Raw genomic sequence first — 14,786 nt, 5'->3', positions numbered from 1 at the left:
ACCGGAGAGTGCAGTGACCAAGGCCCTGAACCCGCAGCGTCGCCTCGTCGGCGGCCGCACCGTGGTGAACCGCGACTGGATCCGCGAGTTCACCGGCGCCAGCGTCGGCACCGCGGCCCGCTGGTACAAAGTGCGGGACGAGCAGCCCAAGGAGCACCGCCACCCGGAGAAGGAGCGGATCGACGGGACCGACTTCTACGACGAGCAGCAGTTCCGGGACTTCTACACGTGGTTCCAGGAGGAGAAGGCGAGCAAGGTCCTCAAGGCCGATCCCGAGCTGTATGAGCTCGACCCCGAGGACGTCGTCTCCATCAACAAGGCTGCCAAGCTGCTGAACTTCAGCGGGCCCTCGGTGATCCGCAAGTACCACCAGGCGAACCCTGGCTACTTCCCGGACTCCGTCGGCGAGGTCGAGGGCCCCACCGGCCGCATGATTGCCGCCTTCCGCGTCGGCGACCTGCAGGACTTCGACCGCAAGCGCACCGGGGACAAGCTCGGCAAGGCCGGCCGCCGCCCCGGGCCTCAGCCGGAGGCGCCCGTCGGCCGGCCTTCCGCCCTCGAGGAGGTTCTCGCCGCCGAGCTGAGCGCCCACGCCGCCGGTGAGCCGCTCACCGCCACGCAGCTCGCCGAGCAGTTCGCCGCCGAGGCGATCGAACGCGACGGCTACCACCCGGGGCTGGCCGCAGATCTGAGCGTGCAGTACGGGGGGCCGCAGAGGTCCTGGGAGTACGTCGTACGCAACGCCCTCGAGCACCGCCCCACGCCCGCGGCCGCGCCGCCCCGCTCGGAGGCCGACCGGCGGGCGGACATCGCCCTGGTCGCCCTGCGCGAGCGGGGCGATGTCCGGGGACTCGCCGCCTCCCTCGCCCGTGAGCACGGCGGCAGCCCCGATGTCTGGTCGCGCGCGGTGAACGCGGCACGACGGCTCGCCGACCCCACCACCTGATCACCCCACCTGCCGGAGGACGAGCCCGCATGTCCAGCTACCAGCTCCGCGACACCGCCACCCGCCAGCTCCTCGCCCACGGCCTGGCCGACTACGCCGCGGCCGAGGCTGCCCTGGACCGCCTCGACGACCAACTGGAACACGACCTCGCGGCCAACGGTGAAGGCGCCGGGCGCATCCGGCTGCGCCTCGACGTCGAGAAGGTCACCGCCGGCACCACCGAGGCCGTCGGACACCACGTGCTCATCCTTGGCGTCGACGGCCCCACCGACCCCCTGCCCGCGCTGTAGCCGCCTCTGCCCGGATACCCGCTCCCGTCTTGAGGATCACGAGCTCGGCCGCCGACTGAACGGGCTTCTGACCTGCGCCCCCTTCTGCGAAGGGGGTTGCACCATTCCCGAAAGAGAGTATAATTGATTTTAAGTTTCAGGCGGCAACCTGGAACGGTCACCAGCCGGCTCAGGAGCAGACGTGATCACATTGCCTCTCACCCCCGAACAGCGCACCGTCTACTGGACAGTGACGGTCCACGAAACGTACGGGTCCGCGCACCAGTCGACCGGCCTGCACGCCTCAGCCGTTCACCAGCAGTACGACTTCTGGTCCGCGAAGCCGTCGACAGCCCGGATGGAGATCACCGAGCACACGCTCATTCAGGCCCGCACCATCACCACCTTCGAGGACCTGCCGGGCAAGGGCGAAGCGACGCCGCTGCCGGATCTCCCGGCCGGCGCACACGAGGTGAAGCGGTTCTTCAAATTCACCCGTGCTCTTGAGGACGGCTCTCTGACCGGCTTCGGCCCGACCGTTCTGCCAACCGGCGACGACGTCCGCCGCTTCTACAACTGGACCGTCACCACCCAGGACCGCGCCCAGGCCGTCCACGTCGACGTCACCACCCTCCGGATCCTCGACATCACGCTCACCCACTACACCCGTGAGATCCAACTCGCCGATCTGCCCGACGACTTCACCACCTCGCTCATGGGCCAGCTGGAGACGGAGGGCCTGTGCTGGGTCCCCGTCCACGAGCACGCAGGAACGTACCTGCGCGTCCCCCTCGCCGACGGCTCCGAGATCACCATCAGCGGCGCGACCGCCGACGGGCGCGAGGCCAGCTCCCAGCACACGGCCGACGACCACGCCGGCTGGCTTGCTGTGTGGGGCAACTCCAACGACACCGTCGTCGAGGTCTACCGCTCTGCCCGCCAGGGCCTGACCCGTGCCGCAGACACCACAGCTCTGGCGGCCGCCGTACTCAAGTACGCCCGCGGGCACGGTGGTGGGCCCGTCCTTCGGGACCAGCCCCGGCAACCCCACGCCTGAGACGCCTGCTCGATCCCCTGCCTGTCGGCCGGGCGCGGCAACGCCCCGCCGACGGCCTCACCACCTCCACTCGCAGAGGAGCCACTCGTGCTGCGGTACGCACCCGTTCTCTCATCTCTCGAACTGGCGCGGCTCAAGGCCGCCCTGGGGCCCATCCCCTTCATCGACCTCTTCTGCGGCTGCGGAGGCAGCAGCCGCGGCCTGGAGGAGGCCGGCTACTTGCTTGAGCTGGCGATCAACCACGATCCCGTGTCCGTCTGGACCCACCGCACCAACCACCCGCACGCCGAGCACAAGTGCGAGGACATCCACAAGTACGACAAGCGCAACCTGCCGCGCACCCGCGTGGTCTGGGCCTCCATCCTGTGCACCGAGGCCAGCCCCGCCGGCGGGAAGAAGCGCACCCGGGGACAGACCCGCCTCAGCCTCACCGGCAAGGACGAGGGCGCCAAGGAAGCCACCTTCGTACAGACGAGGGCCTCCGCCCTGGACGTCCTGGCGGTCACGGACCTGCACCGGCCTGACGCCGTGCTGATCGAGAACGTCACCGAGTTCGCCACCGACTGGGAACTGTTCGACTGGTGGCTGCGCGGCATGGAACTGCTCGGCTACAACGTGCAGATCGTCAACGCGTCCTCGGCGCACCTGGGCGGCGGGGACAACCTGCTGCCGCCGCAACTGCGCGACCGCATCTACATCGTCTTCACCCGCAAGGGTCTCCCCCTGCCGGATGTGCGGGTACGCCCGGAGGCGATCTGCCCGGAGTGCGGGCCGGTGTTGGCCAACCAGGTATGGAAGGACCCGAAGGCACGCCGCATCGGCAAGTGGGGCGTCGAGTACACCTTCCACTGCCCCAACCGGACGTGCGGCCACCTGGAGCTGACGCCGCTGACCCGCCCGGTCGGCGACATCATCGACTGGAACCTGACCGGCCAGAGGGTGGGTGACGGCCGACCCAACTTCAAGAAGTTCAAGCCGTACGCGGCCGCGACCCGGGCCCGGATCGCGGTGGGCTTGGAGCGGTTCGGCACTGACCCGCACATCGTGATGCTGCGCAACCACGGCACAGCCCTGCCGATCACCGGCCCGGTGCCCGCCCTGGCCGCGCAGGGCCGCCACCACGCGCTGATCGTCCCGATCGGCCGCAAGGGCGCCCCGCGCACCACCGCCGCGCCGCTGACCACAGTGGCGTGCAAGCCGCACCACTCGCTGGTCATCCCGGCCCCAACCGTGGACGACTGCACGCTGCGAATGCTGGCGGTGGAAGAGCTCAAGCTCGTCCAGCGCTTCCCGGAGGAGTTCATCATCCGCGGCAACCAGACCGAGGCGATCCTCCAGATCGGCAACGCGGTCAGCGTCAACGCCGCCCGCTGGCTGGGCGAACGGCTGCTCCCCAGCCTTGCCCTGGCCGCCTAACCCGTCCCCACGGCGGTCCGGAACCCCTTGGTCCCGGACCCTCCCCTCGCCCGTCGGCCAGGTGCGGCAACGCCTGGCCGACGCCCTCCACCGACTCACCTCACGAGAAGGAGCTCCGCCCATGTCCCTGCAGACGACCCCCGACCGGCGAGCCTTCACCGTCCGACGACACGTCGTCCAGTTCAGCGGCGGCATCGGGTCCTTCGCCGTCGCCGTCCGCGTCGCCCGGAAGCACGGCACCCACAACCTCACCCTCCTGATCGCCGACACGGGCATAGAGGACGACGATCTGTGGAGGTTCGCCGACGACACCAGCCAACTTCTCGGTGTCCCCCTGACGAAGGTCGCCGACGGGCGCACCCCCTGGGAGGTGTTCCGCGACGTCCGGTTCCTCGGCAACGACCGGCTGGCCCCCTGCACCCGTCTGATCAAACAGATCCCGTGCCGGGAATGGATGGAACAGCACGCCGACCCTGCCGACACGCTGGTGTACGTGGGAATCGAGAACACAAAGCGCGACCGGGCCCGGATCCCGGCGATCGCCCACAATTGGAAGCCGTGGCGGGTGCGGTTCCCGCTGTGCGGAAAGTGGGAGCCTGTGCGTACGAAGGAGGATCTCCTCAAGGAGGCGCGAACCCTCGGGGTCGAACCGCCACGTCTGTACGCGCTCGGCTTCGCGCACAACAACTGCCTGCATCCGGACACCCGATTCATCACTGACCAGGGCATCAAATCCCTGCGCGAGTGCGTCGGCATGGAGGTGCGAGTCCTCGGGCGCGGTGGTGGATGGCGCGACGCCACAGTCGAATCCTTCGGGCAACAGCCGACTCACGAAGTCAAACTCAAGCGATACGGAGACGAGAAGACCGTGGTCGCCACGGCAGATCATCTCTGGCCTGTGCGCAAGGCTGCCGGGCGCACCGACTACCAGTTCAGAACCACAGCCAGCCTGCCCGAAGGTGCTCGCGTTGCCGGGATGTACGGGCACGTTCGGCATAACGTCACGCCATCCGCCATCGGCATCATGGCCGGCTTCACCTTCGGCGACGGCACTGCTCCAGCCCTGGGCAGTGGTCAGATCCAGCCTGCCCGCGCCTATTTGTGCGGGGACAAGGACAAGGCTCTTCTGCCGTACTTTTCGGGCTGCCGCTCCAGGCAGGAGTCGGACAAGGTCACTGTCCTCGACCTTCCACGCTCTTGGAAGCAGCCGCCACCGCTTGACGAGTCTCAGTCTTACCCCTACGGCTGGCTGGCCGGGTACTTCGCTGCGGACGGCAGCGTGCGAAAGGGGTCGGCCACCATCAGTTCAGCTGACCTTGCCCACATCGAGGTCGTGAAGGACGTCGCCGCCCGCCTTGGTATGGCGACAGGCCGCATTCGCACCGAACATCGCCTTGGGTACGGCAGCAAGCCCAGCCCTCTACATCGCGTCGCGCTGCTGGCGAGCACGCTCCGAGAGGACTTTTTCCTTCTCCCCGAGCACCGCGCCCGGTTTGCCGCAGCTATGTCGCAGCCTCAGCCAGCGGACTGGACGGTGGTCTCCGTCATGCCCACCGGCCGCGTGGAGGAAGTGATGTGCGCGGTCGTGCCTGACGGCCACATCTTCACCCTTGAGGACAACCTGCTCACCCACAATTGCGGGGGCACGTGCGTGCGCGCGGGCCAGCGCCAGTGGAGGCACCTGCTGGAGACCCTGCCCGAGCGCTACGCGTACGCCGAAGGGCAGGAGGAGGAGCTGCGGGAGCTGCTCGGCGACGTCAGCATCCTCCGCGACCGGCGCGGCGGCGACTGCCGGCCTCTCCCGCTGAGCCTGCTGCGCGAACGGTAGGTAGTGATCACCGCCACGCCCCAGACGATCGTCTGGGGCGTCCGGCTGTTCAATGCCCCGTTCTGCACCCCGGACGCGAGCGGCGCACGCGGGGCATACACCTTTTAGAGGCCAGCTCTTGAATGGCCACTCTGCACATGTTCATCTTCAGCACGCCCTCCACCGGACCGATCCGGCGGGGGCGTTTTTCATGCCCAGTCCTGTCGGCCAAAGGGCGAACCCGCCGAACTGCTGGAAGCGGACACCGACGAGTGGTGGGTCTGGAGGTTGTTGCGGGGCTAACCCCTCAGCCCTCCACCGTCGTACCGATCGCCGGGACGGCGGGACTATTTCGAGATCTTGGAGGACCAGTGAACAACGACAAGCGCACCGAATTCGCGATGGTCGTGATCGCGGCGGTGGTTGTCGGAATGATCGCCGTGGCGCACCCCGCGTCGATCCCGGTCATCGGCGTCGTCGCAGCCGTCGTGGCCCTGCTGCTGGTCTGGCTGAAGCTCTGACGGCGGCCCGGCGTTGGGCCGGGGAGCGGAGCGGTGATCGGAGCGGCTCGGCCCAGCGCCGGGCCGCTCCGCCCGTTCGCGGGCGCCCTTGAAGCAGTAGAGAACGATATTCAGGCAGCGGGTGTTCTGCCCTTTGCCCGGTGTGTCAGGCGGTGGAGCAGTCGCTGGAAGTCCGCCCACACCGCCCGTGGTTCATATCCGAACAGCGTCTGCACTCCGCTTCCCTCGGGGCCGGTCGGGCCCATGCGGCCTGCGGCTCATCGCGGTCTCACGCGCGCCGGCAGAGCGGGGCCAGGAGGCCGTCGCCGGGCCAGAGGTCCTGCTCGGCCGCCAGGCAGGCGAGGAACGTGTCGACCTCGGCCAGGACGGCGGCACGCTCCGCTGGTCCGTAGGCGATGAACTCACCGGCCGCGGCGTCGAAGGCGCGCACGTGGCTGTGCGGTCCGGTGCAGATGAGGGCACGTGCGATCTCGGGCAGGCCGAGGCTGAGGGCATCGCACTCCCCGTCGCGGACGAGCTGCAGCAGGTCGGTGGTGATGCGTTCCCAGTCGCCGACCGTCGGCCAGTCGGCACCGCCACCCAGTTCATGGGTGAGGGTGGCCAGCGGAACGATCTCGCCCGGCTGGCGTCCTCGGGTGAGACGGTCGTGGATCTGGGCCCCGTCGGGCTGCTGTACCCGGGGGTGGAGCAGCGAGGCAGCAGGCACCAGGGTCGTGTTGATCTCCTGGGCGCCGGGTCCGGGGTAGTACGGCTCGTGCGCGAACAGCAGGTAGACGTCCGCAGCGCGGGCAGCGTGATCGGGCTGGGTCTGGGGCATGGGGTGGAATCCCTTCAGTGGTGACGTACCGGACGTGCGTCGAGGTGCGGGCCGTGCCGTCTGCTCGAAGCCGGGCGGGTACGGGCCCAACGGCCCCTCGTGCCCGCGGGGCTGGTCCGCGTCGGCTGGGCCGTCCTCGGTGTGGGTGCGCTTCAGCATCTGGGCGACCTGGTCGGCGAGCTGGACCATCAGCCGTTCGCGGGCGATGAGGTCGGCCGAGGCCGAGCGGGTGTCCTGGTTCTGGAGCAGGCCGGCGGAGTCCCACAGCAGGCATTGGCCGATCTCGGCCGAGCGGCGCAGCTCGTAGCGGTCGCTGCCGGCGGCGGCCTGGACGAGGGAGGTGTGCAGGGTGGCGAGGCGCTGCAGGTACCGGCAGGCGGCGTCGTCTTCGACAGTGCGCACGTGTTCGCGGGCCCGCGCGTCCAGCTGTCCCGGCAGGTACTCGGCGAGCAGCGGAGCGAGCAGCATCGCCGGCAGCACGACGTCGACGGGAATGCCGCGGACTAGAGCGAACAGGCCGACGACCAGGCTGATGGGGGCGACGGCGGCGGCGGAGAGCCTCAGGGATCCGGGGATGGTGAGGGCCAGGGCGATGCGCTGTGCGGGGCGCCTGGTCAGCCAACGCAGGGCCAGGCGCTGTACACGCGACGCGGACGGGGTGAGAACGCCGATCTGATGAGGTTGCTCGGGCAGGGTGCCGTCGCCGGGGATGGTCCAGGCGAGCCAGCCCCACCGGGTGCGCTCGTACACCAGCACGGGCTCGCACGCGGCTGAGCACGCGGTGCCGCGGACGTGGCCGGTCCGCAGGGCGCGTGAGCGTTCCGCCTCCCACCGGGTGGGGTCGCCGGCGAAGGGCCGCAAGGAGGGCGTGGCGGTGGGCGGCGGGGTGCGCAGGGTGTCCGTCATGATCTGCTTCCTTCGCTCTCGCGGGTCAGCGCGGCATGGCAGGAGGTGCAGCTGCCGTCGCCGTCGGGGTGGGCGCGCCGCGGTGTGGGTCCGGGGCAGGTTTGGCACAGCGGCCAGCCGAGGCAGGCCGGGCAGAGGTCTTCGCCGGGGGCGGTTCCGGGAGCGCCGCAGCCGGCGCATTCGACGAGGGCCCGGTAGGTCAGGGCCTCGGTCACCGTGCGGGCGGCGGACGTCGACGACCGTCCGGTTGGCGCCGAAGCGAGCGGCTGGTCCCACGGGGGCGCATCGTGGTGGTCCGCCGCAGTGGCGGGCGGCGGGTAGGCCTGGGCGGCACGGAGCCGGGCGGCGATGATCGCCCCGACCGAGGTACGCACCGGGCGCGGCAGGGGCCGGTCGGTAATGACGTGGCGCAGCTGCGCAGCACTCCAGCCGGCGTCCATCATCACGGTCGCCACTCGCCCCTGATCGGTCAGCGGCTTCCCGGTCAGCAGCAGTTCGGGACGGCTCGCTCCGATCTCGAGCAGCAGCCGGATCCCCGGATGCATCTCGTCTGCCGGGGGTGGAGGCGTCGAGGACGCTGCCGCGTCCGGGGGGGCTGTCCTTCCGTTCGTGCTCGCGGCTTCGGCGCGGTCGCACGGACGGAGGGAACTGGTGTGCTGCTTGTTGGTCTTCTTACTGATGGTGTTCTTAGTGGATCGATCAGCCAACGTAGGGTCATCCACTGGTGGAAAACCCGACTCTGGTTGTGACCTGGTGTCTTGCAGGGCCGGCAGATCGGTGATGAGGTAAGCGACCGCGCCGAGGGTGCCGTCTGGGTCGCGCTCGCGTTCGCGGACCAGGAAGCCGTGTTTCTCCAGTTCCTTCAGCCCGCTCTTGACGGCTGACTCGCCGTCGCGGCCGCGGCGGGCGATGTCTGTGACGGTCATCCGCCAGCCCTCCCGGTGCGTGGAGAGCAGTCCGAACAGTCCCTTGGCCTTGAAGGACAGCTGGGCGTCGCGGAATAGCGCGTTGGCGATCTGGGTGAACTGGTCGCCGGCCATCACGCCCCGGCGGATCCCCGCACCGAACCCGCCGGTCGAGTCGGTCTCGGGGGCGGTGACCACCAAGTCGGCTTCGATCAGCGCGATGTCCAGGGTGGCCGGGCGGTCGGTGATGCAGTAGACGATCTCGCCGAGGGTGCCGTCCGGGCGGCGCAGGCGTTCACGGATCAGGTAGCCGTGCGCCTCCAGTTCCTTCAGGGCGGTACGGACGGTTTCCCGTCCGTCCGGGCCCAGGCGGACGAGGTCGGCGATCGTCACCTGCCAGCCGTTTCGGTGCGTACTGACGTACCCGAAGATCCCCTTCGCTTTGAACGACAGCTGGGCGTCGCGGAACAGCGCGTTGGCGATCTGGGTGAACTGATCGCCGGCCATCACGCCCCGGCGGATCCCCACACCGAAGCGGCTCACCGCCGTGCCCCCGACGCCGGCTGCGCGCGGTGGCCACGGCGGCGCACCAGGCTCGCCGAGGTGGGGCGGCCGGTGGTCCTGGGTGTGGAGGCGTGCGTGTGTTCCATGACGTCAGCTCACTCGCCGACCCCGACCAGGCTGACGGCCACCAGCCCCGACCATCGGTCACGATCCGGCAACATGCCCGTCTAGCTGCCGTGGTCGGGCTCATGGTCGGGCCGACCACGCGGCGTCAGCCCGGCGGGCACTCGGTGCGCAGGCCCGATTGCGCAGACCCGGACGGGCGGTGCGCAATCGGGGCTGTGCAACTGGTCGAGGGTCGTGCGCAGTCGGGTGGCGTGGAGCGGCTGCGCAGTCCGCCCGCGGGTTCCTGATGTTCGGGTGCGCAGGTTCGGATGGCGCGCTGCGAGGCTCCGCCGCCGTCCCGGGCGGATGCCGTCTGCGCATCGGTGTACGGGTCCGATAGCCGCGCGGCATGAAGGCCTCGCAGCGGTCGCCGGCAGTAGGGGCTTGCGCAGGACAGGGTGAGCGGTCGCCAGCTCGCGGCTGACCCATGGTCGGGGTCATGGTCGGGCCGACCATGACCCCGACCATGGACTTCGTGTCTCCATCGTGACCGTGGTCGGGGTCTCGTGGTCGGTGGTCGGGTCGGGGTCGGCGGGTTTTCTCAAGGTCAGCAACATTCGTTCTGACCTGGGAGTTTGACCATGTCTCCTGGCAAGCAGGCCTCTACGAGCGAGGCCGCTGCTCCGATGGCGGCAGGCGCCCGGCTGGAGGCGATGCGGCGCCGCGTCCGTCTTTCGCGCCTGGCGTTCTGGACCGTCATCGCGGCCGGCCCGATCGCCCTGGGCGTCGCCGTCACCTCCACCCCGACCACGGTCGAGGCGGCCACCTCGACCAAGCCCACCGCCGTGCGCACCACGGCGGTGGCCGCCGACCCGTCCGGCTATGCGCAGCTGTTCGTCAGCACGTGGTTGCGCAGCAGCGCGGATGACGCGACGAGTGCGCAGGCGCGGCTTGCGCAGTCGATGGCACCCAACGTCGAACTGCCCGACCCCGCCGCGGATGCGCAGTCGACGCCTCAGTCCGTGATGGCGGTGCGCAGTGCGCAGCGCTCCGACGGTGCGTGGTCGGTCACGGTGGCTGCGCAATACGCCGACGGATCGGTGCGGTACTACGCCGTGCCGGTGGCCGCCGATCGCGCAGGCGCCTCGTTCGCCGTGACCGGTGCGCCGGGCGTGGTGATCGGCCCGTCCCGGGCCGAGGTGCCGAAGTCGTCGTACGGCGTGAGTGTCCCGGAGGGCGATCTGTCGTCCGCGCTCGGGGAGTTCCTCGCCGCCTACCTGACCGGTGCCGGAGAGGTGGACCGCTACCTCGCACCCGGCGTGCAGCTCACCGCCGTCTCGCCCGCCCCGTACACGACGGTCACGGTGCAGCAGGTCTCCGCCGTCGAGGAGGCTGCGGCCGCCGAGCAGGTGCCGGCCGACGGCACGAAGGTCCGCGTCCTCGCACACGTGGAAGCCCGGGACTTGGGCGGGCGGTGGCCGCTGGCGTACGAGCTCACGCTCACGGCCCGCTCGGGCCGGTGGGAAGTCGCAGCGCTTGAGTCCGGCACCGCTCAGCACGGGGGTGCCCGGTGAACACCGTGAACAGCCTGATGCTCGCCGGGCAGCTGGACGACCTCGGCGACTCGTGGATCACCATGCTCCAGGACTGGGCGACCAAGGGTCTGCAGGCCGGACTGCTCGTGCTCGTCGTCGTCATCATGATCCAAAAATTCAGCCTCAAGGCGGGGATCGGCGCCCTATTGCTGATGATCACCGCGCTGGGGTTGTACAACTCCCGCGAGGACCTCTCGGACATGTTCGAGGACGAGGTCAAGAACCCGGCCAAGGGCGCGCCCGCTGTCCCCGGAATCGAGCGCGGTTCTGATGCGGTCGTGCGGGAGCACTCCGTCGGCGCGGGAGGCTGGCTGTGAGCGCGGCCGCCGCGGCTGGGCGGGTAGGGCGCTTCTACACCGCCGCCCGTCGCCATCCCTGGGTGCTGGGGAAGGTCGCGGACTGGAAGATCCCCCTCGGCCCGTATACACCTGCGCAGATCGCGGTCGCCGCCGTCGGCGGCTTCCTTCTGGTCAAGACCATCAGCTGGTGGTCGATGCTGGGGCCGATCCCGATCGCGGCGTGGCTGCTGGCGATCTGGGCAGTCCGCCGTCCGAAGATCCGGGGCCGTGCCCCGATGCAGGCCGCTTTGGGCTGGGTGCTGCTGGGATGGCAGCCCCAGGGCGGGCGGATCGGCGGGCGGGCCGCCCGCGACCGCGCTCCCCACCCGCTGCTCGGCGGCTTCACGATCGAGGACACACTCAGCCCCGCTCTGGCAGCCACACCGTCCCGCCCGGCTCAGCGGCACACCAGCCGGGCGCCGCACCCGAACCCGGCCGCAGCTCGCACGTCCACGCGTCGTCGCACGGAGCCGGCCGCTCCCGCAGTGCCGGTGGGGCCGGTGTCGGGTGTTCAGCAGCTGCTCGCACTCACCTCGCAGGGCGGGGGTGTGCGATGAGGGTTCCGATCCGTCACATCGCCGGGCACCTTCTCTGGTCGACGCACGGCAGCGTGTGGGCCGTCTACCGCCTTCACCCGGGCCCGGACGCGCAGGGACAGAACGAAGAGACCGTCCAGGGCACCTACGTGCCCGCCGCGGTCCGCGACGAACAGCTCGCCAAGATCACACATTTGGTGAGGTCGTTGTCCGGGGCGCCACGGTTGTTCGGAGTGTGCGCGCAGGTCGACCCGGGCGAGATCGCCCTGCGGATGATCGAGGGCATCGAGCCGGCCGAGACAGCACCGGACGCGGGAGCGCACCCGTGGGTGGAGAACGTCGAGGCGGCCCTGGATCTGCTGGACGACCAGGAGATGCACCGCCGCACATTGTGGCTGGCGGTGCCGCTGCAGACCGATCAGACCGGTCTACAGGTGTCGGCGTCGCTCGGTGCGGCGTGGGCGGAGCTGTCTCCGATGCTGGGCATGCGCCCGGCGCCCGTGGCACGGCGCGAGGTGAGTGCCTACCGCGAGCAGGCCTCCCGGGTGGAGGCCGCGCTCGCCGGCGGGATCGCCTTCCGTCCGGCGCGCCCGGCGGAGATCGTGTGGATGATCCAGCACGCCCTCCATCGAGGCCTTGCCGAGCCGCTGCTGGCGGAAGCCGAGACCAGCGATCTGTACGGCGGGCACCTGCGTGACGGGGTGCTGCGCTCCCCCAGCTACGCCGACCTCGGTCAAGTGCGCCTGCAGGAAGGCGGCATCGACCCCGACCTCGACGACGTCGACGAGCTCAAGAGCGCGGGCCGGATCACGCGGTCGGGCCGCAAGGCCTGGTGGCGGCTGAACACCGGCTCGCCGCTGGGGCGGCGCTGGCTGCAGGTCGAATCCGAGGCTGGGGTGGGCTATCAGGCGCAGTTGGTGCTGGCCGAGTGCCCGCCTGCGGTCAGCCAGGACGCGGCCGACTTGTTCGCGCAGTTGGAAACCCTCGATTTCCCCGTCGATTACGCCGTCGACCTCACTCTGGTGTCCGCGGAGAAGGCCCGCGACCAGGTGCGGCGCAAGAAGAACGAACTCATCGACCAGGCCGACCAGTACGACGCGCGGCCCACCGGGATGCCGGCCTCGCTGACCGAGGCCGCCCGCGACCTGGGCGAGCTGGATGCCCGCCTGTCGCGTACGTCGGTCGAGGTCGAGGTGCAGTCCGTCACCGTCCTGACGGTGTGGGGGCCGACCGCCGCCGTCTGCGACGCCCGCGCCCGGGCGTTGGCCGCGCTGCTGGGTGGCGCCGACTACCGGGCGGTGCGCCCTGCCGGCCTGCAGGAGGCCCTGTTCACCCTCGGCCTGCCCGGCACCGTACGGCCCGGCGTGGTGCGGGAGTTCACGCAACATCAGGTCTCCGAGGACTGGGCGTTGGGCGGGGCCTTCACCACCGCGGAGGTCGGTGACCCGAACGGAATGTGCCTGGGCATCGACCTGGACTGCGGTACCAGCCGCCCCGTGATGATCAACGTGGCAGATGCGCCCAAGGTCGACGCGTCCGCCTCCATGGGCATCGTCGGGGACCTGGGAGCGGGCAAGAGCGTCCTGCAGAAGCTGATCGCGGAGGCGGTGTGGGCCCGCGGCGGCTGCGCGATCTGCATCGACCGCACCCCCGTACGCGAGTGGGCCACCTTCGCCCGCACCGCAGCCAAGGGCCGCGTCCAGATCATCGACGCCGCCCAGGCCGAGGTGTCCATCGACCCGCTGCGCATGTTCGACGGCCCTGAAGGCCGCCACTACGCCCTGTCCTACCTCACTCTGCAGCTCGGCATCGGCCCGATGAGCACCAACGGCGAGGTCCTGCACCACGCCGTCGAGCAGGCCGCCGCCCACGCCCAGCCGTCCATGCACCGTGTGATTCAGGTCCTCGAGGAGATGGCCACGAGCGAGGTGGGAAAGCGCCAGGACGCAGCCGCCAGCCTCGCCGGCCTCGTCCGCGTGGTGGCCACCAACTCCCTGGCCCGGATGGTTTTCGATCCCACGCTGCCGCCGGTGCGGCTGGACGCCTCCAGCGCCTCCGACATGATCGTGATCACGACGGCGGGTCTGAAGTTGCCGCCCAAAGCGGCTTTCGACAATCCGGAGGTCCTGCATCAGCAGCCGCTGGAGGCGCTGATCGGGCGCGCCGTGCTGTATCTGATCGCCGCACTCGCCCGGCAGACCGCGTTCGAGGACCCGGCGCGGTTCACCGCGGTGGTCGCGGACGAGTTGTACTGGCTCACCTCGTCGGCCGAGGGCACCGCGCTGGTGCACGAGATCCTCCACGACGGCCGCAAGCACGGCGCCGGCCTCCTCGCTGCCTCCCACGACGCCGAGGAACTCGGCCCCGACCGTGGCCTGATGGCCTACCGCGCGCTCGCCCGCACCACCGACCGCGAACGCGCCCGCCGCGGCCTGGAGTTCGTCGGCCTCGACCAGAACGACCCGGAGTTGCTCCGGCTGGTGACCACCGGCCTGTCCCCCGTCGGCCGCAAGGGCCGGGAGGGCGAGTTCCTGCTGACCTGCCCGCGGCAGAACACCGGCCGGGTCAAAGTCTCCATCCCCCGTATCCCGCGCATCACCACGTCCATCACCACCACACCAGGACGCCGCACGAGCGCCGCCTCGCCGTCTGTTCCTGAGCCGCTCGCTGGTGAGGCCGCGGGGCCCCGTCCGAAGGAAATCGTCTGATGACCTCTTCTTCCTGGGACCTCTCTCGGCGCCGTGCTGCGGCCGCGGGTGTCCTCATTGTCATCGCCCTCGCTCTCGGCGTGCTCGTCCTGGCCGTCGGGGTGGGTGTGCCTCAGGCGTGGTGGCCGGACACGGGGCAGGCCTTCGCCGCTGACGCCCGCCCCGCGGACCAGGATCCGTGCGACCTGATCGTGGGCCCGGTCAAAGACTCCTGCGAGCGGGGCACCACAACGACTGCCTCCGCCGAGCAGCCGGGCGTTGCCGGTGCGGCGTGGAGGCTGGTGTCGGCCGGTGCGGGCCTAGCCGCCTTCGTGGTGTGGCGGCTCCGGAGCGCCGTTGGGCAAAGGCGGCGCTGA

At 70.3% G+C, this 14,786-nt stretch carries 13 protein-coding genes; 11 read left to right on the top strand and 2 right to left on the bottom strand.

Features of this window, described 5'->3' with window-relative positions; all coding sequences use genetic code 11:
• Window positions 1-13: 13 nt before the first annotated feature.
• The 6 genes from ACWD3C_RS29410 to ACWD3C_RS29385 all read left to right on the top strand — a co-directional run bounded on the left by ACWD3C_RS29410 (window position 14) and on the right by ACWD3C_RS29385 (window position 6,016).
• The gene (locus ACWD3C_RS29410; protein WP_451149152.1) at window positions 14-946 is read left to right on the top strand and encodes a hypothetical protein; all 933 of its coding nucleotides are present in this window, start codon (window positions 14-16) and stop codon (window positions 944-946) included.
• A 29-nt stretch (window positions 947-975) separates the two neighbouring features.
• Window positions 976-1,236 carry a hypothetical protein gene (locus tag ACWD3C_RS29405; RefSeq protein ID WP_451149150.1) on the top strand — a complete coding sequence of 87 codons (261 nt, stop codon included), beginning with the start codon at window positions 976-978 and terminating at the stop codon, window positions 1,234-1,236.
• Window positions 1,237-1,417: 181 nt separating this feature from the next.
• Window positions 1,418-2,272 (top strand): hypothetical protein, encoded by an 855-nt coding sequence (locus ACWD3C_RS29400; protein WP_451149148.1) that lies wholly within the window; start codon window positions 1,418-1,420, stop codon window positions 2,270-2,272.
• A gap of 87 nt (window positions 2,273-2,359) precedes the next feature.
• Window positions 2,360-3,688, top strand: a complete 1,329-nt coding sequence (locus ACWD3C_RS29395) for a DNA cytosine methyltransferase (RefSeq protein WP_451149146.1) — start codon at window positions 2,360-2,362, stop codon at window positions 3,686-3,688.
• A 370-nt stretch (window positions 3,689-4,058) separates the two neighbouring features.
• Window positions 4,059-5,516 (top strand): LAGLIDADG family homing endonuclease, encoded by a 1,458-nt coding sequence (locus tag ACWD3C_RS29390; protein ID WP_451149144.1) that lies wholly within the window; start codon window positions 4,059-4,061, stop codon window positions 5,514-5,516.
• A gap of 350 nt (window positions 5,517-5,866) precedes the next feature.
• Window positions 5,867-6,016: a hypothetical protein gene (locus ACWD3C_RS29385; protein ID WP_164662679.1), complete on the top strand. Its 150-nt coding sequence runs from the start codon at window positions 5,867-5,869 to the stop codon at window positions 6,014-6,016.
• A 268-nt stretch (window positions 6,017-6,284) separates the two neighbouring features.
• Here the strand turns inward: ACWD3C_RS29385 and ACWD3C_RS29380 are convergent, their stop codons facing one another.
• Both ACWD3C_RS29380 and ACWD3C_RS29375 read right to left on the bottom strand, forming a co-directional pair.
• A complete protein-coding gene (locus ACWD3C_RS29380) occupies window positions 6,285-7,739 on the bottom strand; it encodes a hypothetical protein (RefSeq protein ID WP_451149142.1) in 1,455 nt (484 codons plus the stop codon).
• Window positions 7,736-9,187: a hypothetical protein gene (locus ACWD3C_RS29375; RefSeq protein ID WP_451149140.1), complete on the bottom strand. Its 1,452-nt coding sequence runs from the start codon at window positions 9,185-9,187 to the stop codon at window positions 7,736-7,738. The genes ACWD3C_RS29380 and ACWD3C_RS29375 overlap by 4 nt, the downstream gene beginning before the upstream one ends.
• A gap of 707 nt (window positions 9,188-9,894) precedes the next feature.
• Here ACWD3C_RS29375 and ACWD3C_RS29370 point away from each other — a divergent pair.
• From ACWD3C_RS29370 to ACWD3C_RS29350, 5 genes are read left to right on the top strand one after another with little or no spacing between them, the layout of a single operon-like run.
• Window positions 9,895-10,827 carry a conjugal transfer protein gene (locus ACWD3C_RS29370; protein ID WP_451149138.1) on the top strand — a complete coding sequence of 311 codons (933 nt, stop codon included), beginning with the start codon at window positions 9,895-9,897 and terminating at the stop codon, window positions 10,825-10,827.
• The gene (locus tag ACWD3C_RS29365) at window positions 10,824-11,165 is read left to right on the top strand and encodes a hypothetical protein (protein ID WP_451149136.1); all 342 of its coding nucleotides are present in this window, start codon (window positions 10,824-10,826) and stop codon (window positions 11,163-11,165) included. The genes ACWD3C_RS29370 and ACWD3C_RS29365 overlap by 4 nt, the downstream gene beginning before the upstream one ends.
• Complete coding sequence (locus ACWD3C_RS29360; protein ID WP_451149134.1) at window positions 11,162-11,743, top strand: hypothetical protein; 582 nt, start codon at window positions 11,162-11,164, stop codon at window positions 11,741-11,743. Before ACWD3C_RS29365 ends, ACWD3C_RS29360 begins: the two co-directional genes overlap by 4 nt.
• On the top strand, window positions 11,740-14,430 hold the full coding sequence (locus tag ACWD3C_RS29355) for an ATP-binding protein (protein WP_451149132.1): 2,691 nt from the start codon (window positions 11,740-11,742) through the stop codon (window positions 14,428-14,430). The genes ACWD3C_RS29360 and ACWD3C_RS29355 overlap by 4 nt, the downstream gene beginning before the upstream one ends.
• Window positions 14,430-14,786: a hypothetical protein gene (locus tag ACWD3C_RS29350; RefSeq protein WP_451149130.1), complete on the top strand. Its 357-nt coding sequence runs from the start codon at window positions 14,430-14,432 to the stop codon at window positions 14,784-14,786. Before ACWD3C_RS29355 ends, ACWD3C_RS29350 begins: the two co-directional genes overlap by 1 nt.

This window comes from Streptomyces sp. NPDC002845, from assembly GCF_053591955.1.
The sequence above is the reverse complement of the archived record's forward strand: the minus strand, read 5'-3'. Positions and strand labels throughout refer to the sequence as shown.

Excerpts from the sequence above, each read along its gene's own strand:
- ACWD3C_RS29405 (WP_451149150.1), top strand. The coding sequence starts at position 976 with ATGTCCAGCTACCAGCTCCGCGACACCGCCACCCGCCAGCTCCTCGCC.
- ACWD3C_RS29380 (WP_451149142.1), bottom strand. The coding sequence starts at position 7,739 with ATGACGGACACCCTGCGCACCCCGCCGCCCACCGCCACGCCCTCCTTG.
- ACWD3C_RS29370 (WP_451149138.1), top strand. The coding sequence starts at position 9,895 with ATGTCTCCTGGCAAGCAGGCCTCTACGAGCGAGGCCGCTGCTCCGATG.
- ACWD3C_RS29355 (WP_451149132.1), top strand. The coding sequence starts at position 11,740 with ATGAGGGTTCCGATCCGTCACATCGCCGGGCACCTTCTCTGGTCGACG.
- ACWD3C_RS29350 (WP_451149130.1), top strand. The coding sequence starts at position 14,430 with ATGACCTCTTCTTCCTGGGACCTCTCTCGGCGCCGTGCTGCGGCCGCG.